The 20,973-nt window shown below is 38.2% G+C and carries 22 protein-coding genes and 1 pseudogene; 19 read left to right on the top strand and 4 right to left on the bottom strand.

The window, feature by feature from the left end; translation table 11 throughout:
• The 3 genes and pseudogenes from CYP64_RS09980 to CYP64_RS10505 form a co-directional block, all read left to right on the top strand.
• Nucleotides 1–461: hypothetical protein (locus tag CYP64_RS09980; protein WP_219809697.1), on the top strand; the 461-nt coding region annotated here is incomplete at its 5' end.
• A 490-nt stretch (nucleotides 462–951) separates the two neighbouring features.
• Nucleotides 952–1,230: pseudogene (locus tag CYP64_RS10510) on the top strand (methyl-accepting chemotaxis protein); the annotation flags it as partial.
• A gap of 84 nt (nucleotides 1,231–1,314) precedes the next feature.
• Nucleotides 1,315–1,623, top strand: a complete 309-nt coding sequence (locus tag CYP64_RS10505) for a CZB domain-containing protein (RefSeq protein WP_410369058.1) — start codon at nucleotides 1,315–1,317, stop codon at nucleotides 1,621–1,623.
• A 40-nt stretch (nucleotides 1,624–1,663) separates the two neighbouring features.
• Here the strand turns inward: CYP64_RS10505 and CYP64_RS04940 are convergent, their stop codons facing one another.
• On the bottom strand, nucleotides 1,664–2,017 hold the full coding sequence (locus tag CYP64_RS04940; protein ID WP_004317216.1) for a histidine triad nucleotide-binding protein: 354 nt from the start codon (nucleotides 2,015–2,017) through the stop codon (nucleotides 1,664–1,666).
• Nucleotides 2,018–2,135: 118 nt separating this feature from the next.
• On the opposite strand from CYP64_RS04940, the gene pheS reads away from it, so the two are divergent.
• The 8 genes from pheS to efp all read left to right on the top strand — a co-directional run bounded on the left by pheS (nucleotide 2,136) and on the right by efp (nucleotide 11,956).
• Complete coding sequence (pheS, locus tag CYP64_RS04935; protein WP_103648895.1) at nucleotides 2,136–3,131, top strand: phenylalanine--tRNA ligase subunit alpha; 996 nt, start codon at nucleotides 2,136–2,138, stop codon at nucleotides 3,129–3,131.
• Nucleotides 3,128–5,464, top strand: a complete 2,337-nt coding sequence (pheT, locus tag CYP64_RS04930; RefSeq protein WP_103648894.1) for a phenylalanine--tRNA ligase subunit beta — start codon at nucleotides 3,128–3,130, stop codon at nucleotides 5,462–5,464. The genes pheS and pheT overlap by 4 nt, the downstream gene beginning before the upstream one ends.
• Nucleotides 5,461–6,738 carry a 3-phosphoshikimate 1-carboxyvinyltransferase gene (gene aroA, locus CYP64_RS04925; RefSeq protein ID WP_103648893.1) on the top strand — a complete coding sequence of 426 codons (1,278 nt, stop codon included), beginning with the start codon at nucleotides 5,461–5,463 and terminating at the stop codon, nucleotides 6,736–6,738. Before pheT ends, aroA begins: the two co-directional genes overlap by 4 nt.
• Entirely contained in the window at nucleotides 6,728–7,552 is an 825-nt protein-coding gene (locus CYP64_RS04920; RefSeq protein ID WP_103648892.1) for a 4-hydroxy-3-methylbut-2-enyl diphosphate reductase, read from the top strand. The genes aroA and CYP64_RS04920 overlap by 11 nt, the downstream gene beginning before the upstream one ends.
• Nucleotides 7,553–7,632: 80 nt before the next feature.
• The gene (locus CYP64_RS04915) at nucleotides 7,633–9,309 is read left to right on the top strand and encodes a 30S ribosomal protein S1 (RefSeq protein ID WP_103648891.1); all 1,677 of its coding nucleotides are present in this window, start codon (nucleotides 7,633–7,635) and stop codon (nucleotides 9,307–9,309) included.
• A gap of 59 nt (nucleotides 9,310–9,368) precedes the next feature.
• The gene (locus tag CYP64_RS04910; RefSeq protein ID WP_258032948.1) at nucleotides 9,369–9,797 is read left to right on the top strand and encodes a hypothetical protein; all 429 of its coding nucleotides are present in this window, start codon (nucleotides 9,369–9,371) and stop codon (nucleotides 9,795–9,797) included.
• Nucleotides 9,791–11,371, top strand: a complete 1,581-nt coding sequence (gene serA, locus CYP64_RS04905; RefSeq protein ID WP_258032953.1) for a phosphoglycerate dehydrogenase — start codon at nucleotides 9,791–9,793, stop codon at nucleotides 11,369–11,371. Before CYP64_RS04910 ends, serA begins: the two co-directional genes overlap by 7 nt.
• Nucleotides 11,372–11,389: 18 nt before the next feature.
• A complete protein-coding gene (efp, locus tag CYP64_RS04900; protein ID WP_103648888.1) occupies nucleotides 11,390–11,956 on the top strand; it encodes an elongation factor P in 567 nt (188 codons plus the stop codon).
• Nucleotides 11,957–12,301: 345 nt separating this feature from the next.
• Here efp and CYP64_RS04895 read toward each other — a convergent pair whose 3' ends face one another.
• The gene (locus tag CYP64_RS04895) at nucleotides 12,302–12,559 is read right to left on the bottom strand and encodes a SelT/SelW/SelH family (seleno)protein (protein ID WP_258032945.1); all 258 of its coding nucleotides are present in this window, start codon (nucleotides 12,557–12,559) and stop codon (nucleotides 12,302–12,304) included.
• Nucleotides 12,560–12,643: 84 nt separating this feature from the next.
• Between CYP64_RS04895 and CYP64_RS04890 the strand changes: the two genes are divergently transcribed.
• The 3 genes from CYP64_RS04890 (at nucleotide 12,644) to CYP64_RS04880 (ending at nucleotide 14,520) form a co-directional block, all read left to right on the top strand.
• Nucleotides 12,644–13,195, top strand: coding sequence for a DJ-1 family glyoxalase III (locus tag CYP64_RS04890; RefSeq protein WP_103648887.1), 552 nt, complete (start codon nucleotides 12,644–12,646; stop codon nucleotides 13,193–13,195).
• 223 nt (nucleotides 13,196–13,418) lie between these two features.
• Nucleotides 13,419–13,664 (top strand): RNA recognition motif domain-containing protein, encoded by a 246-nt coding sequence (locus tag CYP64_RS04885; protein WP_009294719.1) that lies wholly within the window; start codon nucleotides 13,419–13,421, stop codon nucleotides 13,662–13,664.
• Nucleotides 13,642–14,520, top strand: coding sequence for a glutamate--tRNA ligase family protein (locus CYP64_RS04880; RefSeq protein WP_103648886.1), 879 nt, complete (start codon nucleotides 13,642–13,644; stop codon nucleotides 14,518–14,520). Before CYP64_RS04885 ends, CYP64_RS04880 begins: the two co-directional genes overlap by 23 nt.
• Nucleotides 14,521–14,600: 80 nt before the next feature.
• Here CYP64_RS04880 and sppA read toward each other — a convergent pair whose 3' ends face one another.
• Both sppA and mqnF read right to left on the bottom strand, forming a co-directional pair.
• On the bottom strand, nucleotides 14,601–15,464 hold the full coding sequence (gene sppA, locus CYP64_RS04875) for a signal peptide peptidase SppA (RefSeq protein WP_103648885.1): 864 nt from the start codon (nucleotides 15,462–15,464) through the stop codon (nucleotides 14,601–14,603).
• A complete protein-coding gene (gene mqnF / locus CYP64_RS04870; RefSeq protein ID WP_103648884.1) occupies nucleotides 15,452–16,669 on the bottom strand; it encodes an aminofutalosine deaminase family hydrolase in 1,218 nt (405 codons plus the stop codon). Before mqnF ends, sppA begins: the two co-directional genes overlap by 13 nt.
• An 85-nt stretch (nucleotides 16,670–16,754) precedes the next feature.
• On the opposite strand from mqnF, the gene aroQ reads away from it, so the two are divergent.
• Genes aroQ through CYP64_RS04845 form a run of 5 tightly spaced genes read left to right on the top strand, consistent with a single transcriptional unit; the run spans nucleotide 16,755 to nucleotide 20,966 of the window.
• Nucleotides 16,755–17,234, top strand: a complete 480-nt coding sequence (gene aroQ / locus CYP64_RS04865) for a type II 3-dehydroquinate dehydratase (protein ID WP_004317604.1) — start codon at nucleotides 16,755–16,757, stop codon at nucleotides 17,232–17,234.
• Nucleotides 17,231–18,256: a M24 family metallopeptidase gene (locus CYP64_RS04860; RefSeq protein ID WP_103648883.1), complete on the top strand. Its 1,026-nt coding sequence runs from the start codon at nucleotides 17,231–17,233 to the stop codon at nucleotides 18,254–18,256. Before aroQ ends, CYP64_RS04860 begins: the two co-directional genes overlap by 4 nt.
• The gene (gene folK, locus CYP64_RS04855) at nucleotides 18,253–18,729 is read left to right on the top strand and encodes a 2-amino-4-hydroxy-6-hydroxymethyldihydropteridine diphosphokinase (protein WP_103648882.1); all 477 of its coding nucleotides are present in this window, start codon (nucleotides 18,253–18,255) and stop codon (nucleotides 18,727–18,729) included. Before CYP64_RS04860 ends, folK begins: the two co-directional genes overlap by 4 nt.
• A 10-nt stretch (nucleotides 18,730–18,739) precedes the next feature.
• Entirely contained in the window at nucleotides 18,740–20,107 is a 1,368-nt protein-coding gene (gene flhF, locus CYP64_RS04850) for a flagellar biosynthesis protein FlhF (protein ID WP_103648881.1), read from the top strand.
• Complete coding sequence (locus CYP64_RS04845) at nucleotides 20,100–20,966, top strand: P-loop NTPase (RefSeq protein WP_103648880.1); 867 nt, start codon at nucleotides 20,100–20,102, stop codon at nucleotides 20,964–20,966. The genes flhF and CYP64_RS04845 overlap by 8 nt, the downstream gene beginning before the upstream one ends.
• The last annotated feature ends 7 nt before the right edge of the window (nucleotides 20,967–20,973 follow it).

The raw sequence follows: 20,973 nt of genomic DNA, 5'->3' as shown, positions 1-20,973 counted from the left end.
ATGTAAACTATAATTATTTAGTAAAATTGAATATCCCGCAGATTCATATATATGATAGCGATTATAATCAAAAAGACACAGCTAAACACTATCAGTACCAAAAGTATTTAGATAAAGTTATAAATTCTGGTAACATAGGCTATCTTACAAGGAAGGCTGAAATAGAAAACTACATACATCCAGATTTAATTAAAAGCGTTTATTTAATAGAAACTTGTTTTCACAATAAAAGTGACGGTTGGTTAGAAGAATGGAATAGTCTTGACTTGCCAAATTTTATTAATCAAAATATAGATAAGACAAATAAAGATATAGAACCTATATCCAGTGCTAGAACATCAAAAAAATATATAGCTACTGAGCTTTCAAAGCAACTTACAAAAGAAATGCTTGAAGAGCTTGATGCTTTTGACGAAATAAAAGGGTGGTTCGAAAAAATAAAAGAGTTGACTAATATATAAAATATTTTGGAGATTTATAGTTCTATGAAATAAATTTAAATATAATTACGCAAAATCTACAAATTTTAAAGGATGAAAAATGTTTTTTGATGGCAAAAATAAAGAGCTTTCTAGTAAAAATGAAGCTTTACAAAGAGAAAATGAAGCTTTAAAGGCTGAAATTTTAGCACTTAAAAATGAGCTAAAAAACGTTAAAACTTGCGAGCCAAAAGAGCAAGCCAAGGATAAGCAAGAGGCTGTAAATTTATTGCTTTCAAGTTATCAAGATGGTATAAATTTCTTGCAATTAACAATGGAAGAAAACCTAAAAATGCTTGAAAGTATAAACGGATTAAATGAAAAGACTTTCAAAGAGACAGGCGAACTCAAGTCGCAAACGGCTGAAATTTTAAACTCGATTGAGCAAGTAAGCCAGATGAGCAATGACCTTTCAAATGATGCATCTTCACTTGATGGAAGCGTAAATTCGATTGTTGAGATTATAAATCTCATTAAAGACATCTCAGATCAGACAAATTTACTAGCTCTAAATGCTGCGATCGAGGCGGCCCGTGCTGGTGAGCATGGACGAGGTTTTGCCGTCGTGGCAGATGAGGTTAGAAAGCTAGCTGAACGCACTCAAAAAGCGACACTTGAAGTAGAAGTAAATATAAATGGCCTTAAACAAAGTGCAAACACGATGATCGAAATGAGTGAGAATTTTTCAAAAATTTCTGCAAATGCTATGAAAATTTTAGGTGGATTTGAAGGAAATATCTCAAGCGTAAATGCAAATACGCAAAATATCCTAAATCAGGCTTTAAATGTTACAAATGAAGTCTATGTAAGTAATGGAAAAATAGATCATATAAATATGAAGCTAAATGGATATAGAGGCGTGCTTTTAAATGAGTTTAACAAGATTCAAGATGTTCATGAGTGTAGATTTGGCAAATGGTATGAAAAAGATGTGAAAAATACTCTTGTAAAAGATGCCAAAATTCTCTCAAGTATCGCAGCTCATCATGAAAATGTTCATCATGGACTAGAAAAAGCGATGGTTATTTTTGCTGATAAAGACAAAGGAAATCTACCTGGTGTTGAAATATTAAAAGATGTCGAAAACTCAAGTAAAGTAGGTTTTGAAGAGTTGCTTGAAGCTATTAAGGCTGCAAGAAAATAAAATCTTAGACTCATGCTTTGAGTCTAAGATTTATAAGTTATTAAAATGTGCTTTGTGGATCAGCTACGCCTTCACTCCAGCCAAGTTTTGCGCCAGCAAGTAGGTGAAAGTGTAGGTGCATAACCTCTTGACCGCCGTTTTCGCCGCAGTTTGTTATGAGGCGGTATCCGCTCTTATCAACGCCCATTAAGCTCGCCACTTCTTGGATAAATTTAGTCATCTCACCCATCAAAACTGGATCCATCTCTTGGAAGTTTTTGTAGTGTTTTTTAGGGATGATGAGGATGTGGATCGGTGCTTTTGGGTTTATGTCGTTAAAAGCTAGAAATTTCTCGCTTTCAAGCACTTTGTTGCAAGGGATTTCACCAGCTACGATCTTTTCAAATATGGTCATTTTAGCTCCTTTGAAATTTTGCAAAATTATATCAAAGTGTGCTTAAATTTCGTGCTCTTTATCTTGATTTTAACTCTTTTTCTATAAAATCGATTCAAAAATTTATAAAGGCAAAAAATTGCAAGATTTCGTTAATAAAATCAAAAATGAAATTTCAACGCTTGATGATTTGGAAAAAGTCAGGGTAGAAATTTTTGGCAAAAAGGGCATCTTGGCGCAAGGCTTTGCAAAGCTAAAAGAGCTTGGCGAGGACGAGAAAAAGGAATTTGCAGCAAATTTAAATAAGCAAAGAGATGAACTTGGCGCGCTAATAGAAGCTAAAAAGGCTGAGCTTAGTGAACAAGAGATAGATAACAAGATGAAAAAAGAGGCCGCTGATATCACGCTATTTAACGAGCCTGTTGCTAGCGGGGCGCTTCACCCTGTGATGGCTACGATGGATAAGATAATTGAATACTTTTTGGCTCTAAATTTCTCGCTCGAGACCGGACCACTAATAGAAGATGATTTTCACAACTTTGAAGCGCTAAATTTACCAAAATACCACCCAGCACGGGATATGCAAGATACATTTTACCTAGATGATTTTAGACTTTTAAGGACACATACGAGTCCAGTTCAGGTGCGAACTATGCTAAATCAAAAGCCGCCTATTCGCATGATAGCGCCTGGCACGGTCTTTAGACGTGATATGGATTTAACGCATACACCGATGTTTCACCAAGTCGAGGGCCTTGTGGTGGAGGATGCTGAGAAAGTTAGTTTTGCAAATTTAAAATCAATGCTTGAGGGCTTTTTAAAGCACATATTTGGCGATGTTGAAGTACGTTTTCGCCCTAGTTTCTTTCCATTTACGGAGCCTAGCGCAGAGGTTGATATTAGTTGTATATTCTGCCATGGCAAGGGTTGCAGGGTGTGTAAGCAGACTACTTGGCTTGAGGTGCTTGGATGCGGAGTCGTTGATCCAAATGTATTTAAGGCGGTTGGCTATAAAAATGTAAGTGGATACGCCTTTGGTCTTGGCGTTGAGAGATTTGCGATGTTGCTTCATAGAGTGCCTGATCTAAGGTCGCTTTTTGAGGGAGATTTAAGATTGTTGGAGCAGTTTAAATGATAATTTCAAAGCATTGGTTAAACGAGTGGATCGACCTTAGCGACGTTAGCGGCGAGACACTTTCAAAGACATTAAATTCTATCGGGTTAGAGGTTGATAGCTATAAAGAGATAAATTTACCAAAGAGTATTGTGGTTGGCTACATAAAAAGTAGAGAGAAGCACCCAGATGCCGATAAGCTAAGCGTTTGTCAAGTCGATGTTGGCGGAGAGACGCTTCAGATCGTGTGTGGAGCTAAAAACGTTGAAGCTGGTCAATTTGTGCCAGTTGCACTTATTGGCACGACTATGCCAAATGGTCTTGAGATAAAAAAAGCAAAGCTAAGAGGTATTGAGTCAAGTGGCATGATCTGCTCTTCAAGCGAGCTGGGACTTCCAAAGGTAAATGATGGAATTTTGCCACTTGATGAGAGTATCGGCAAGCTAAAACTTGGTACAAGTCTTAGTGAATTTGAGGCATTTAAAGATACGATAATCGAAGTTGATGTCACAGCAAACAGAGGCGATTGCCAAAATTTACATGGCATCGCAAGAGAAATTTGTGCAGCGCTTGATCTAAATATGAAAGATAGTCACGAAGACGATGAGAGCGAAAATTTACTAGGTATTGGTAGAATAGCTTCTGTGCGAGCAGAGGATAAAGTAAATGGGTCATTTTTATATAAGGCTTTTGAACTAAAAGAGGGACTATATGAAAGTCTAATAACTCGCATGCGTCTAGCATTAATAGAGTGCCAAAAGACAAATTTAGTTGAGAGACTGCTTGAATACGCGACATTTTGCACGGGTGTTTTATTTAGGGCTTATGATCACGCTAAATTAGTAAGTGAAGGCGAAAAAGCTGTTTTTGATATAAAAAATGGCGAAAATGGCGAATGTGTCGTTTATTGCGGGGATAAAAATTTGGGCATTGCTGGAATTTACCAAAGTGACGTAGCAAGGGTAGATGAGAAGTCAAAAGTGATCCTAGTAGAAGCTAGCTATGTAAAGCCAGATGTAGTTTCAAAAGCTATTTTTGAAAATAAAAATTTACCAAAGGGCGATCAAATTTATCGCTCAAGTCGTGGTAGCGAGCCAAATTTGGCTTATGGTGCGGATTATTTATTTAAAAGGCTTGCTAATTTTAAAGATGCTCTAAATCTCTTTGCTGGCTCACAGCAGTCGCTTTTAAACACCGAGCCTATAACACTAAGCATATCTCTTTTTGAGCTTAAAAATATGATCGGTCAAGATATTGTTAGAAATGATGTCGTTAAAATTTTAAAGAAACTTGGCTTTGAGATCGCAGTAAATGTTGAGCAAGAAAGCTTTAATGTAAAAGTGCCGTTATTTCGCCATGATATAGTAAATTCTCACGATGTTTGCGAGGAGATCGTAAGGATAGTAGGCATAGACAATATCGCCTCAAAACCACTAAATTTCTCTGAGAAAAATAGGCTAAATAAGACATATTTTGACTATAAAAATGCTTTAAATTTAAGGCGTCGTGCAGCCGACAATGGCTTTTTTGAAAGCGTGCACTACGTATTTGACAGCCTTGATGAGCTAGGTGAGCTAAATTTCAAACCTTGCAAGATCAAGATACTAAATCCTATAAACAACGAGCTAAACACGCTTAGACCAGCCCTTGTTAATCACCTTTTAAGCTCAAGCGAGAAAAACATCAAAAACTCAAAACGCTCAGTTAGACTTTTTGAGCTTGGCGAAGTTTTTGATGAAAATGCAAACCAGGGCTTAAATTTAGGCTTTGTCGTATCTGGCCTCTTAAAAGAGCCAACACTCATAAATGGCGCAAAGGGCGAAGAGGCAAATTTCTACGCATTTGCAGCGATGGTGCAAAATGTCATAGGTAAATTTGAGCTAAAACCTTGCCGTGAGATCTCATATCTTAGCCTATACGAGCAGGCACATATCTATCAAAATGGCGAAAAGATTGGCTATATCGGCAGAGTCGATGCAAGAGTAGAGGCAAAAAGGGATCTGCCTAAAACTTATGTTTGTGAGATTGATTTTGCAAAGCTTAAATTTGAACCGATCTTAGCAGCGCCATACTCAAAATTTCAAAGCACTACAAGGGATCTTAGCCTCATCGTGCCTGAAAATTTCGAGGCTGGACGAATTTATGAGTGCATAAGAGGGCTAAATTTAAAAGAGCTAAAAGAGTTCTTGCCGGTTGATATCTATAAAGATGCGAAACTAAACGGCGCGATCAGCCTTAGCCTTAAATTTACATTCCAAGATATGGAAAAAACGCTCGAAGATGACGATATAAACGCGCTTATGGATAAAATTTTAAGTGAGCTAAAAGAGCAACTAAATATCGGAATAAGATGAGAATTTACCCACTAGAAAAAAGTCTAAATTTAACCATCGATGACATCGCAGCTGACAAGTCTATCTCGCATAGATGCGCGATGTTTTCACTTTTAAGCGACAAGCCATCTCGCATTAGAAACTACCTAAGAGCAGGTGATACGCTAAATACTTTAAAAATAGTCGAGCTCCTTGGCGCAAAGATCGAAGATAACGGAGCTGAGATAGTGATCACTCCGCCACAAAAGATAAAAGAGCCAAATGAAATTTTGGAGTGCGGCAACTCAGGCACAGCGATGAGGCTTTTTATGGGGCTATTAGCCGCGCAGGAGGGCTTTTTTGTGCTAAGTGGCGATAGATATTTAAACTCACGTCCAATGGCTAGAATAGCAAAACCTCTAAACGATATGGGTGCAAAGATAGATGGCGCAAACAACGCAAACAACGCTCCTCTTTGCATAAGAGGGACGAAATTTGAAAGGTTTAGTTTTGAGAGCAAGATCGCCTCAGCTCAGGTAAAAAGTGCGCTTTTACTAGCGGCTCTTTACTCAAATGGCTGCAAATTTAGCGAGCCAGAGCTAAGCAGGGATCATACTGAGCGCATGCTTGCTGGCATGGGAGCTGATATAAGGCGTGACGACCTAGAGATCACGCTAGAGCCGATGAAAGCCCCACTTGCGCCACTTGATATAGACGTGCCAAATGATCCAAGTTCTGCATTTTTCTTTGCAGTCGCAGCACTTATAATTCCGGGCTCACACATTATTTTAAAAAATATTTTGCTAAATAAAACTCGCATCGAAGCTTACAGGATTTTAGAGAAAATGGGCGCTGAGATAAAATTTCACAAAACTTCAAGCAAATATGAAGATATCGGCGATATCGAGATCAAGTACTCACCAAATTTAAAAGGTGTAGAGGTTAGCGAAAATATCTCGTGGCTCATTGACGAAGCTCCAGCTTTAGCCATCGCATTTGCCTGCGCTAAAGGCCAAAGCAAGCTGACAAATGCTAAAGAGCTTCGTGTAAAAGAGAGCGATAGAATTGCTGTCACGATAAATGCATTAAAGCAGTGTGGTGTCGATGCTAGTGAGCTTGAAGATGGTTTTATCATAAATGGTTCAGAGGCTAAATTTGCCACGATCGATAGTCACGGAGACCACAGGATCGCTATGAGCTTTGCTGTGCTTGGACTAAAATGTGGCATGCAGATAGAAAAGAGCGAATTTATCGCCACTTCGTTTCCAAATTTTGCTGAAATTTTAAAGAAAATGGGAGCTAGAGTTGAAGATTGAGCTTGCTAGTAGTTATGGATTTTGCTTTGGTGTAAAAAGGGCGATAAAGATTGCTGAAAATGCAGGAGATGCTGCGACCATTGGGCCACTCATTCATAATAACGAAGAGATAAACAGGCTTGAGAAAAACTACAATGTAAAAACACTTGATGGCATAGACGAGCTAAAAGATGAGAAAAAGGCGATCATCCGCACTCATGGCATCACTAAAAATGACCTTGCAGAGCTAAAAAAGACAGATATAAAAGTGATCGATGCAACTTGTCCGTTTGTGACAAAGCCACAGCAAATTTGTGAAAAAATGAGCGAAGAGGGCTATGATGTGGTGATCTATGGCGACATGCACCACCCTGAGGTAAAAGGCGTGAAGTCATACGCCAAGGGTAACGTCTATGTCGTGCTTGAAGAGAGCGAGCTAGAGGATATTAAATTTAAGCAAAAAGTCGCTCTTGTTAGTCAAACGACTAGAAAAGTCGAGAAATTTATGCAGATCGCAAACTACCTTATGCTTCACGTAAAAGAGGTGCGTGTTTTTAATACGATTTGCAACGCAACATTTGAAAACCAAGAGGCTGCTAAAAATTTGGCAAAAAGAGCTGACGTGATGATAATCATCGGCGGAAAAAATAGCTCAAATACAAAACAACTCTATCTAATATCTAAAAATTTCTGCGAAGATAGCTACCTGATAGAAAGTGAAGAAGAGCTTGAAAAGTCATGGTTTGATGGCAAAAATTTGTGTGGCATAAGTGCGGGTGCAAGTACGCCTGACTGGATCATACAAAAAGTCGTTGACAGAATCAAAAAAGTATAAAATTTATCCTAGCTAAAGCCACAATTAACTATAATAAGCCAATTTGCCTCTACTGGCATAATAAAATTTAAAGGATCAAGATGGCTGTGAACAAAAGTGTTCAATTAGGAAAAGCAAAAGACGAAGATATCGAAGATATCGATTTTGCTGCGATGTTAGAGGAGTCTTTTAAAAAGACTGAAGAAGATAGTGACGCAAAGATCGTCAGTATCAATGGCGATGAGGTTTTAATCGACGTTGGCAAGAAATCAGAGGGCATTTTAAATGTTTCTGAGATCACTGATGCAAATGGCAACCTGACGCATAAAGTTGGCGATACGATCAAAGTTGTAATAACTGGATCAAGAAATGGAAGACCTATAGTGTCGCACAAAAAAGCACTTAGAAAAGAGAAAGTTAAAGCTTTCATCGAAGCTTACGATCCTGAAAATTCTGGCGAAATCGACGTAAAAGTAGTTGGAAAAAATAAAGGTGGCTTTATAACTCAAGATGCAAATGGCGTGGAATTTTTCTTACCAAAAACTCACAGTGGCTTTAAAAATGCTGAAGGTGTAATTGGTAAAACATATAAAGTAAGAGTTATAAAAATTGATAAAGAAGAAAATAGCATAGTTGTCTCTAGAAAGAAAATTTTAGATGACGACCGCAAAAAGCGTAAAGAAGCTCTATCAAGCATAGTAGAAAATGATAGCGTTATAGAGGGTACAGTTAAAAAAATCACAACTTATGGTATGTTTGTTGATGTCGGAGGAGTTGATGGGCTTGTGCATTATAGTGAGATAAGCTATAAGGGTCCAGTAAATCCTAGCTCACTATATAAAGAAGGTGATAAAGTTTTAGTTAAAGTTATCAGCTATGACAACGAAAAACGCCACTTGTCTTTATCTATCAAGGCAGCTACTCCAGATCCTTGGGAAGAGATCATAAGCGACGGCCTAGAAGTTGGCGACACTATCAAAGTTACAGTTAGTAATATCGAGCCTTACGGCGCATTTGTCGATCTTGGAAATGATATTGAAGGATTTTTGCATATATCTGAAATTTCATGGGACAAAAATATAAAAAATCCAAAAGATCACATCAATGAAGGCCAAGAAATTGATGTTGAGGTTATTGAGATAGATGCAAAAGGACACCGCTTAAGAGTGAGTCTTAAAAATTTACTTCCAAAGCCATTTGATGAGTTTAAGGCAAAACACAAAGAAGGTGACGTAGTAAAAGGCGTTGTGACAACTATCACAAATTTTGGTGCATTTGTTAGAGTGGGTTGCGTTGAAGGCTTGTTGCATAACGAAGACGCATCTTGGGATAGAAACGATAAATGCAAAGACATGTTTAAAGCTGGTGACGAGCTTGAAGTAAAAATTATTAAAATCGATAGCGCTGAACAAAAAGTTTCACTTAGTCTAAAAGATCTAAAACAAAGTCCAGTTCAAGCATTTGCTGATAAATTTAATGTAGGTGATATCGTAAAAGGAACAATTCGCGACATTAAAGACTTTGGCGTATTTGTAGAGCTTGGTGATAACGTTGATGCGCTGATCCGCAAAGAAGATCTAGGTAGTGTAGATGTTAGCACACTTAAGATCGGCGATGAGATCGAAGCAGCTATCGCATTTATCGATGAGAAGAAAAATAGAATTCGCCTGAGCATACGCCGTTTAGCAAAACAAAAAGAGCGTGAAGTGTTAAATGAGATCAATGATAACGATGATAAAATAACACTTGGCGATATTATAAAAGAACAATTACTTTAGTTTAAATGGGCAGACGCATACTTTTATTAGTAGTTGTCCTGCTATTTGTAATATTGGGTTTGGTTGGAATTTCTCTTGTTAAATTTGCAAGTGTAAATTTCAGTCAAATACCTGAAGAAAATATCACAAATGAGCAAAATTTAACCAGAAACACGACCAGTAATATTAACTGGATGAGTGAGCTAGCAACTATTAGAAAAAGAGATTATGTGCTGCCTGTAAATGAAATTTTTATAGAATACAACCGACCCAAAATAGAAAAACCAAAGATTACTGCATATGAGCTTTTGATAGATAAAAATGATATCTATTCAATGTTTTGTTTGATGCAGACTTTAAGAAAAAGTGAGGTCGATTTTACTGTTGTAAAAGATGGTGCAAAAAGCCAGATATTTTTAAATACTCAAGACTCTAAACTTCTACAAAATATCATTTTAGAACTAAGAGTTTATGATATCCACTCAAGTGTGAGAGAGGTAAAATTATGAAAACTATCATTGTTTGCGATGCGATACATCCAGTAGGTTTTGAACTTTTAAAAAAAGAGCAAGATATAAATGTAATAGACGCAGTTAATACTCCCAAAGATGAACTTTTAAAAATTTTAGGCGAGGCTGATGTTGCTATAACAAGAAGCTCAACTGAAGTAAACGAGGCCTTTTTAAACGCTGGTAAAAAACTAAAAGCTATCGTTAGAGCTGGTGTTGGTGTGGATAATGTTGATATAGAAGGATGCTCAAGGCGTGGCATAATAGCTATGAACGTTCCAACTGCAAACACTATTGCTGCAGTTGAGCTAACAATGGCTCATATGCTAGCTTCAGCTAGATCTCTTGAATACGCTCATAATGATCTAAAGCTAGATAGAATTTGGAAGCGTGAGAAATGGTATGGGGTTGAACTTTTTAAGAAAAAGCTTGGCGTGATCGGCTTTGGAAATATTGGCTCGAGAGTAGCTGTTCGTGCAAAAGCTTTTGGTATGGAGATCATCGCTTATGATCCATATATTGATCCATCTAAAGTTATCGATATGGGCGGTACTTATACTAAAAATTTTGATGATATTTTAGCATGTGATTTTATCACGATACATACACCAAAAACTAAAGAGACGACCAATATGATAGGCGCTAAAGAGATCGCAAAAATGAAAGATGGCGTAAGACTTATAAACTGCGCTAGAGGCGGTCTTTATAACGAAGAAGCGCTTTATGAAGGACTAAAAAGTGGCAAAATAGCATTTGCTGGTATTGATGTTTTTACAAGAGAGCCAGCAACTGATCATCCGCTTCTTGATCTAAATAATGTAAGCGTCACACCGCATCTTGGAGCAAATACGCTTGAATCGCAGCGAAATATCGCAGTTGAGGCAGTCGAACAAGCTATTTTAGCAGCTCGTGGTATAAGCTATCCAAATGCGTTAAATTTACCTATAAAAACAGAAGATCTACCACCATTTGTTGAGCCTTATATCGATCTTACGAGCAAGATGGCATTTCTTGCAGCACAGATCAATAAAAGCGCTATCAAGGCTATCCGCATAGAAACTCACGGTCAAATCAGCGAATACGCAAACTCACTGCTAACATTTGCCATAGTTGGCGCACTAAAAGAGAGTCTAGGTGATGCGATAAACTACGTAAATGCCAAATTTTTATGCGATGAAAAAGGCATAGTGACAGAAACCATTGCTGGCGGTAATAGCATTTTTAAAAATAAAATTACTGTTCGCATCACGACCGAAAAGGGCATCGCAACGGTTGGCGGCACGGTGTTTGGTGAAAATCAGCAACGCATCGTGACAATCAATGGCTTTAAGACTGACTTTAAGCCAAAAGGCAAGATGATCATCTTTAAAAACCATGACGTACCAGGCGTTATCGCTCAGATCAGTAAAATTTTAGCTGACGAGAAGATAAACATCGCAGACTTCCGTCTTGGCAGAGATGAGCACGGCATGGCGCTTGCGGTCATCTTGGTTGATGAACATATAAAAATAGAAACGCTAGAGAGATTAAACGCGCTTGAAGCTTGCGTTTGGGCTCAATACGCAGTTATATAAATTTTGAAAGGATAAAAAATGGCTTCATATTCAATGGGCGATCTAAAAAAGGGATTAAAGATAGAAATCGACGGTGTTCCTTATAAAATCGTAGAATATCAACACGTAAAACCGGGTAAAGGTGCAGCTTTTGTTCGTGCAAGGATAAAATCTTTCATCGATGGAAAGGTGCTCGAAAAGACTTTTCACGCAGGTGACAAGTGCGAGCAACCACATCTTGAAGAAAAAGAGATGCAGTATCTTTATGATGATGGAGAGTTTTGTCAGTTTATGGATACGGCTACTTATGAGCAAGTTGCGATCAGCGACGAGGACGTGGGTGACGTTAAGAAATGGATGATCGATGGCATGATGGTTGAAATTTTATTTCACAATGGCAATGCGATCGGCGTTGAAGTGCCACAAGTAGTCGAGCTAAAGATAGTTGAGACTCCACCAAATTTCAAGGGCGATACACAAGGCGGTAAAAAGCCAGCTACTCTTGAGAGTGGTGCGGTTGTTCAGATACCATTTCACGTACTAGAAGGCGAGGTCATCCGCGTGGATACAGTTCGCGGCGAGTATATCGAGCGCGCAAATAAATAAAGCAGCTTAATCTTTCTTACTAAATTTACGTTTAGTAAGCCTAATTCTTAGCTAAAGCCACTATTTAAAAAGTATTGGCTTTAGCAAAAAACTTCATTTCATACATTGTAAAATTTCAAGTAGCACTAGCATAGAATGCACAAAAATTTTTATACTCTATAAAAATCAAATATAGCCAAATATCGGCTCATAAAATATTTAAAAATCAAAAAATATATAAAATAATGAAAATTCTTAGCGAGATAAGTAAATGTTTTAACTATAAAATTTTTTATATTAGGATAGTAGAACCGTAAGTCAAAAACAGGGAAAAAACGAGACGGTTTCCCGTCTCGGTAGCTAGCATTAAGCCGACTTTTCTTTAAGATATTTGTTTATAAGAGTTGTGATCTCTTCACCGTGAGGAAATCTCGCTTCATCATTTCCGATGCGATCTTTCTTGGAAAATATAACATTTCCATCAACCTCGACGATGAAATTTCCACCATCACCTATAACCTTTTCGACTCTTGCATCACTAAAGTTCGCTTTTATTTCATCTTCTACACGAGAAGCTACCGGACGATAGTTTCAAGAGTTGCAGTAAATAATTTTTACTTGCATGCTCTGTCCTTTCTTGTGAAATAAGCCAATATTATATAAAATTTTACTTAACAAATAAAACATATTACTTGAAAGGATAAATTTATGAAAAAAGTTGCTGTGATTTTAGCTGAAGGATTTGAGGAGATAGAAGCACTAACTTCTGTTGATGTTTTACGTAGAGCTGGAGCGATAGCTTCTATTGTTGGGCTAAATGACGTAAATATCAAAGGATGTCACAATATATGCGTAAAAGCTGATGTGACACTTCGCGAGATGAAGGAGCTAGACTACGATGCGATCGTCCTTCCTGGCGGACTTCCAGGAGCTAGCAATCTAGCAAACGATACAAGGCTCAAAGCAATTTTGCAAAATTTTGATAAAAGCAATAAGCTTATTTGTGCCATTTGTGCTGCTCCTATGGTGCTTGAGGGTGCTGGTGTACTAAAGGATCATTTTGTTTGTTATCCAGGATTTGAAGAAAATGTAAAAAGTGATAAAAGGGGTTATGATAACGGCAAGAGTGTATTGAGGGATCAAAATATTATTACAGCAAAAGGTCCTGCTTTTTCAATGGAATTTGCACTTTTTATAGTTAAAAATTTACTTGGCGATGAAGCCTATCTTCAAGTAAAGAATGATTTACTTTATAAATAGCTTATAAAGATAAAATAGTTTTTTATTTAATTATTCTTTTTAAACTTAAGATTAGATTTTGTTTAGTGATAGTTATAAAAGTTCTATATATACGAGCTTGTAGCTTTTAAGAATATTTTTCAAAAAAATATAATAAATTTTTGATTTTTTACATCTTTTTGACGAAAATTAGCTATTATCACACTAACCGAATAAATCGGTAATTTTTTTAAGGAACACTCCTGTGAATATTTATGTAGGAAATTTGTCGTATAGAACGACAGAGGCAGAATTAAAGGAAGCCTTTGCACAATTTGGTGAAGTAAGGCGAGCAAAAATAGTAAAAGATAGAGAAACTGATCGCTCAAAAGGCTTTGGCTTTGTTGAAATGGACGATGCAAATGAGGGACAAAAAGCTATAGACGCACTAAATGAAAAAGAACTAGGCGGACGTACTTTAAGGGTAAATGAGGCTAGACCAAGGGATTAATGACTATTTGCCACCAAATGGTGGCATAGTATCCCGTATAGCTCCTACGCCTAGTGGTTTTTTGCATGCTGGCAATGCTCATAACTTCATCCTGACTTATCTTTTGACACGTTCGGTAAATGGTATTTTGCACTTACGTATCGATGATTATGACCTTGTTAGATACCGGCAAGAATTTGTTCAAAATATCTTTGATGTTTTAGAATTTTTAGGGCTTGAATATGATAAAGGGCCAATTAGCGTAAGTGACTTTGAGCGTAATTTTAGCTTTAAAACAAGGTCTCAAAGATATAAAAGTGCGCTAAAAAAGCTTAATGAAATTTATATCTGCGAATGTTCAAGAACTACAAAGAATGCCTATGAAAACGGCATTTACACTAAAATTTGTAAAAATAAAAATCTAAAATTTATAAAAGACAATACTGCCATTAGGCTAAGCGTAGATGAGGGTGATCCTCTTGGTAAGCTTGTGGCAGAGCAAATGGGCGATTTTGTGATTTATAAAAAAGATTTTACTCCGGCTTACAACTTTGCAAGTGTGATAGATGATGAAGATATGGGCGTAAATTTGGTTGTTAGAGGCGAGGATTTAAAGGCTTGCACGCTAGCTCAAAGATACCTTGCAAAAAGGCTAAATTTTAGCTTTTATAATGCTAATTTTATTCATCATAAGCTACTTTTAAAAGATGGCAAAAAGCTCTCAAAAAGCTCAAAATCACCGCCAATTAATCTAAAAGATAGCCCGCAAATTTATTATAAAATTTTGGCAAATGATCTTGGTTTAGATATAAAATCAGCGGACAAAATCCAAAATCTACTTTATGAGTTTAAGCTAAAAAATATTACGAAATTTTAGCATTTGACTTGGCTAAAAGGATTTATTTAAAACTCTTTTAGTCTATTGTTTGGTGCTTAAATTTATAAATTTTTGAAAAATTATCTAAGCTTTGTTTCGAAAAATGCACTAAAAAGCGAGTTTATGCCTTGCTTTGTAAATTTATCCATTATTTTTTCAATAGCTGGTTTTTCTTGCCAGATTGGCTCATCTACCATGCTTAGGTGTGCTAGAGTATCTTGAGCGTCAAAGTAACTGCCAATGCTATCAATAAGCCCTATTTTAAGGGCATTGTGTGCTAAAAAGACCCTTGCATTTGCCCATTCATCTTTTTTCTTGATGTCTAAATTTCTAGCCTCCGCCACGTCACTTACAAAGAGCATATAAGCGTCATTTACGAGCTCTTGCAAGCTCTCACGCTCCTGCTTGCTCCAGCTCCTCATAAATGTGCCAGCCTCTTTAAACTCGCCAGCCTTCACTACTTGCTCGCTCACGCCTAAATTTTTGGCTAAATTTTCGATGTTTGCCCCTTGCATGATGACGCCGATCGAGCCTATGAAAGCGCCTGGGTTTGCGACGATAGTGTCGGCATTTACGCCAGCGTAGTAGCTGCCACTTGCCATGTTGCCAGCTGCGTATGCGAGTACTTTTTTGCTCTCTTTTAGTCGCTTGACCGCCATAGCTAGCTCCACGCTAGGACTTAGCGCGCCGCCTGGGCTGTCGATGTAGAGCAGCACGCCTTTGATGTTGTTATCAAGCCTTGCTTTTTCTAGCGCTTCTAAAATTTCACTAGTATCCATTATCGTGCCGGTGATGTCTATGCGGGCTAAATTTGGCTCTTTCATCTTACCATCTGGCGCAAATACGAAAAATAAGATGAGTAAAAATATGAGCGCCTTAAAGTAGTTGTTGATAAATTTAAAAATTCCCAAAAATCCTCTAAAAATAAGCCTTAAAATTTGCAAATTTTGCCTCCGATATATAGTTTTTTAGCCTCATTTGTATGAAGTATGAGCTGAAGTATTAGCTCGCTATCATCGCACTCTAGGTCGTTATAGACGGCAAGATCGGCCGCTCGTCCTGCCTTTATTTCGCCGTTATTTGTTCTAAGCGCTTTTGCTCCACCATGCGTTGCAGCGACAAAAAGCCTAGTGGCAAGCTCGTTTAGATCAAGGCTCGTGTGGGTAAATAGGGCAGCTCTTAGCTCATGCCAAAAATTTAGGCTGATATTTGAGCTAAGGCCGTCTGTGCCGATGTTCAGACTGACATTGTTTTTGAAAATTTCTTTTAAATTTAGCGCCTTTTTACCAAGTAGCCTATTTGAAACGGCGCAGTGCGTCACGCTGTGATGAGGCTTAAATTTAGCAAAATCGCTCACATAAACGCAGTGCGTAAATAGCGTATTTATCTCACGAAACATCTCAAAATAACCCTTTGTGTCATACATCGGCTTTGGATCAGGGCTAAATCTTAAAAGATGCTTTTTAAAGCCACCACTGCTATGCTCTAGCCATTGCTTTTCAGCCTTGCTCTCTAAAAAGTGCGTGCTTACAAGTAGCTCATCTTTTTTAGCCATTTCAAGGGCGGCTTTGGCAAGCTTGGGGTGCACAGAGTAGGGCGAGTGCAGCGAGATGGCTGGGGTGAAATTTTTACTTTTGTAGTCCTTTGTTTTTTCAAATTTGGCTAAGAAATTTTGCAAATTTTGGTGGGTCATTTGCTCGCTTGAGCCTAAAATTTCACTAAAAAGTACGACTTTTAGCGGACTAGCGGCTAAAATTTCAAGCTCCGAGCCAAAACTAGAAATCTCACCAACGGTGCAAATTCCGCTTTTTAGCATCGAATTTATAGCTTCATTCATCGCCTTTTTAGCATCCATCTTAGCTAGCTCGCTCCCTTTATCGATGATGGAGCCAAGCCATTTTATGAAGTCGCCGTATTTTAGGGTACTGACGTTTGAGCTAAACTCTAAATGAACGTGCGAGTTTATAAAGGCTGGGGCGATCACACTATCACCAAAGTCACAAATTTTCGCTTCTTTAAATTTCTTTTGCGCCTCTTTCTCGCTTAAAATTTCTAAAATTTTATCATCATCAATAACGACACAAGAATTTCTTAAAATTTTTGGATTTTCTCCGCCAGTGATTATTTTTTTTGCTTTTAAAATTTCCACATTTGAGCCTTAAATTTTTGTTATTGTAGCGAAAATTTAGGAACGAAAATGTATAATTTGGGCTATTTAATCAAAAAGGAGTGACATGGATAAGAAGCTAAAAATAATGGTTATCCAAGGCCCAAATATCAATATGCTTGGCGCTAGAGAGCCAGGAATTTATGGCGTTATGAAGATGGAGGATATCCACTCTCAAATGAAGATCGTTGCCGATCAAAATGACGTCGAGATCGAGTTTTTTCAAAGCAACCTTGAGGGCGAGCTAGTCGATAAGATCCAAGAGTGCTTGGGAGATGCTGACGGCATCATCATAAACCCAGCCGCTTACACTCACACCTCTATCGCTATCCGTGACGCGCTAAGTGCGGTTGCGCTGCCAGTTATCGAGGTGCATATCAGCAACGTTTATAGAAGAGAAGAGTTCCGCCACAAAAGCCTCATCGCACCAGTTGCAGCAGGCCAGATCGTGGGCTTTGGACCAGTTGGCTATCATTTGGCGATGATAGGCATGCTTCAAATTTTTGAGCAAATCAAAGCAGTAAGAGCAAATCAAAAAGCACAATGAATTTCATTTTAAAGGACGAAAACGCCGTATTTTACGAGTGCGGTTATAGCTGCGATAATGAGTTTTTGCTATGCCTTGACGGCGTGAAATACTTTTTCACAGACGCGAGGTATTATTTTGAGGCAAAAAGCTGCGTAAATGCTGGCGTGGTCGTTCTTTTAGCGCAGAGAAATTTAATAAGCGAGGTTAGGGCATTTTTAAGAAAGATGAAGCCAAGCAGCCTCGTTTTTAATCCTGATGAGTTAAGTTTAAGCGAATATAACGCGCTTAGCAAAGGTTTTAAGATAAATTTCAAGCCAAAGCCAAATTTTTCTAGGCTAAAGAGAATTTGCAAGAGCGAAGATGAGATAAAAATTTTAAAAAAAGCTAGCGAATTTGGAGCAAAATGCTTTGATGAATTTGCTAAATTTGTGCGTGAAAATGGCGAGGGGATGAGCGAAAAAGAGCTTCATTTTAACGCCTCGCTTATCTTTAGACAAAAAAACGAGTTAGGTCTTAGCTTTGATCCGATCGTAGCGATAAACGAAAATGCCGCAAAAGCGCACGCGTTGCCCGGGGATAAAATTTTAAAAAAAGGCGATTTGCTACTACTTGATGCCGGGGTAAAATTTAAGCGCTACTGCTCTGACCGCACCAGGACTGCTTGCTTTGATGAAAATTTTAACTTCTCAAAGGAGCAAAAATTTAAAAACGCAAAGATGCAAGAGATTTACGAGATCGTAAAAGAGGCTCAGGCTACTGCGATAAAGGTCGCTAGAGCTGGCGTTAGGGCGTGCGAGATAGACCTTGCAGCAAGAAGCGTGATAGCAAGGGCTGGATATGAAAAGGCCTTTTTTCACTCGACAGGACACGGCGTGGGTGTCGATATACACGAGCTCCCAGTTATCTCAGCAAAAAGCGAAACGCTCATAAAAGAGGGCATGGTCTTTAGCGTGGAGCCTGGAATTTATCTAGAAAATGAATTTGGCGTGCGCATCGAGGACGTGGTGGTCGCAAGAGAAGGTGGGTGCGAGATTTTATGAGGCTAGCTGGAGCAAGAAAGATCGTAAAAAGCCGTTTTTGCCCTAGTTTTTTTCATAAAAGAGATGAGTTTAAGTATGAGGCGCTAGTTGGCATGGGTGGCAACATCGGCGATAGCGCAAAGAGGTTTGATAAATTTATAAGAGCGATTAGTGAAGATAGGCGTTTTCACGTGGTTGAAGTCTCGCCGATCCTTATAAATGCGGCGTTTGGCTACGAAGCGCAGGATGATTTTAGTAACGCTGTTATAAATTTACAAACATCTCTGGGGCCTAGAAATTTACTAAAAATTTTAAGGCACTATGAGAGTAAATTTAAGCGCGTGAGGACATTTAAAAATGCGCCACGCACGCTTGATCTGGATATTTTGTATTTTAGTAAAAAAGTCTATAAGACGCCGCGCCTTATCGTCCCACACCCAGGAGCCGATAAGAGGCTTAGCGTGATCGTGCCACTAGGGCTTATGAGAGGTTAAAAGGATATAAATGGCTACAAAATTTCATACTTTTACAGGCGAGAGCACCATCGAGGCTTTGAAAAAGGCTCAAGAAACGTGCGGCGAAAAGGCCATACTAGTTACTACAAAACAGATTCAAGCCAAAACGATAAATAAAAAACCGCTTTATGAAATTTTAGTAAGTGTCGAAGAAGACGACGTGAAGCAACCTCCAAAACCAAATACAAAAGCTATAAACTACGAAAATGCCTACTCTAAATTCAATAAAAACTATGAGCCTGCTAAGCCAAAATTTGAGATAAAAGAGGAGCCGGCTAAATTTGAGGCAAAGACAGCATCGCCAGAGCCTTATGATCCAAACGAGAGCGTGCTTTTAAATATCTCAGCTGCTGCAAAAGAGATAAGCACGATCGCAAATGTAAATATCGATGATGTTAAAGATAAAGAGTCGAGCATACCAAATGGTATGAATAAAAAAATAGACGATGTGGCAAAGCAAGTAAGCGTGCTAAGCGAGAAAATAGGGCTCATAACTGACATGATCTGGGACGAAAAAGCCCCAAATCGCAATAATCTTTCGATCCCGCCAGAATTTGCTAGTATCTATAAGCTCGCAAAGCAAAGCGGTATGAAAGAAGAGCATTTAGAGGCTATCATGCAAACGACGCTTGAAAATTTGCCAGTTTCGATGAAGAGCAATCCAACCGCAGTAAAAAGATATTTCTACTCGCTTTTGCGAAATATGCTACCTTGCAGAAAGGAGCCAAGCGATAAAAAACAACGTATCATGATGCTAGTTGGTCCAACTGGGGTTGGTAAGACGACGACACTTGCAAAGCTCGCGGCTCGTTTTGCTTACGGCAATGAAAAACGCTATAAAACAGGCATCATCACGCTTGATACATATCGTATTGGAGCGGTCGAACAGCTATTTCAATACGCTAAGATGATGAAGCTGCCTATTCTCGATGTTATCGAGATAGATGACTTTCAAAATGCTATAAAGCAGCTTAATTATTGTGATGTGATACTTATTGATACGACTGGAAATTCGCAGTATGACAAAGAAAAGCTTGAAAGGCTTGATAAATTTTTAAAGCATAGCGGTGCAAAGATAGATGTAAATTTGGTCCTTTCGGCTGGTTCAAAAGTTGAGGATCTGATAGAAATTTATAATGGATTTTCGTTTTTAGACATCGACACACTTATAATAACCAAATTTGATGAGACAAAAATTTTTGGCAATGTCTTTTCGCTGATATATGAGACAAATACGCCAGTTAGCTATTTTAGTGTGGGCCAAGAGGTGCCTGATGATCTTGTGGAGGCAAAGAGCGAATTTTTAGTAGAGTGCGTGTTTGACGGCTTTACAAAGCAAAAGGCTAGCGATGAATAATCAAGCGCAAAAATTACAAAGTTTAGTCCAGTCTCAAAGCAAGAGTAAAAATACACATTTTATTGCGATAACTAGCGGCAAAGGCGGTGTTGGCAAGAGTACGATAAGTGCAAATTTGGCAAATGTTTTATCAAAAAATGGCTACAAAGTAGGACTATTTGACGCTGATATCGGCCTTGCAAACCTTGATGTCATCTTAAATGTAAAAATGGGCAAGAACCTGCTTCACGTGCTAAAAGGCGAGTGCAGCCTAAAAGATATCTTGATACCTATAAATAAAAATTTGATCCTCATTCCTGGTGAAAGCGGCGATGAAATTTTGAAATTTAACAATCAATTTTTATTTGAGAGGTTTTTAGATGAGGCGAGCGAGCTTGATGAGCTTGATTTTTTAATCATTGATACCGGAGCTGGCATAGGCGGCAGCACGCAGCTGTTTTTAGAAGCGGCTGATGAGGTCGTGGTGGTGACTGTGCCTGATCCTGCGGCGATAACTGATGCATACGCTGTCATAAAGATCGTCTCAAGGTTTAAAAATAGTGAGCTTTTGCTTTTAAATATGGTAAAAAATGAAGCAGAAGCGACTAGAATTTATGAAAATATCAAACGCGTTGCTAATGCAAATATCGGGCCTAGCTTAAATTTAGAGCTTATAGGATTTGTAGCTTCTGATAAGAATGTTTCAAGAAGCATAAAACAACGAACGCTTTTTACAGAAGATGCTGCTTATGCTGAGCCTAGTGCTCAGATAAAACAGATAGCTTCGAATTTGCTTTATAGGTTGGAACGAAAAGTGCTTGACGATGAGCAAAGCAGGAGCTTTGGGGGCTTCTTTAAGCGTTTGATAGAACAATTTTGATGGAGAT

This window comes from Campylobacter concisus, from assembly GCF_002913945.1.
Classification (GTDB): Bacteria; Campylobacterota; Campylobacteria; order Campylobacterales; family Campylobacteraceae; genus Campylobacter_A; species Campylobacter_A concisus_P.
The sequence above is the reverse complement of the archived record's forward strand: the minus strand, read 5'-3'. Positions and strand labels throughout refer to the sequence as shown.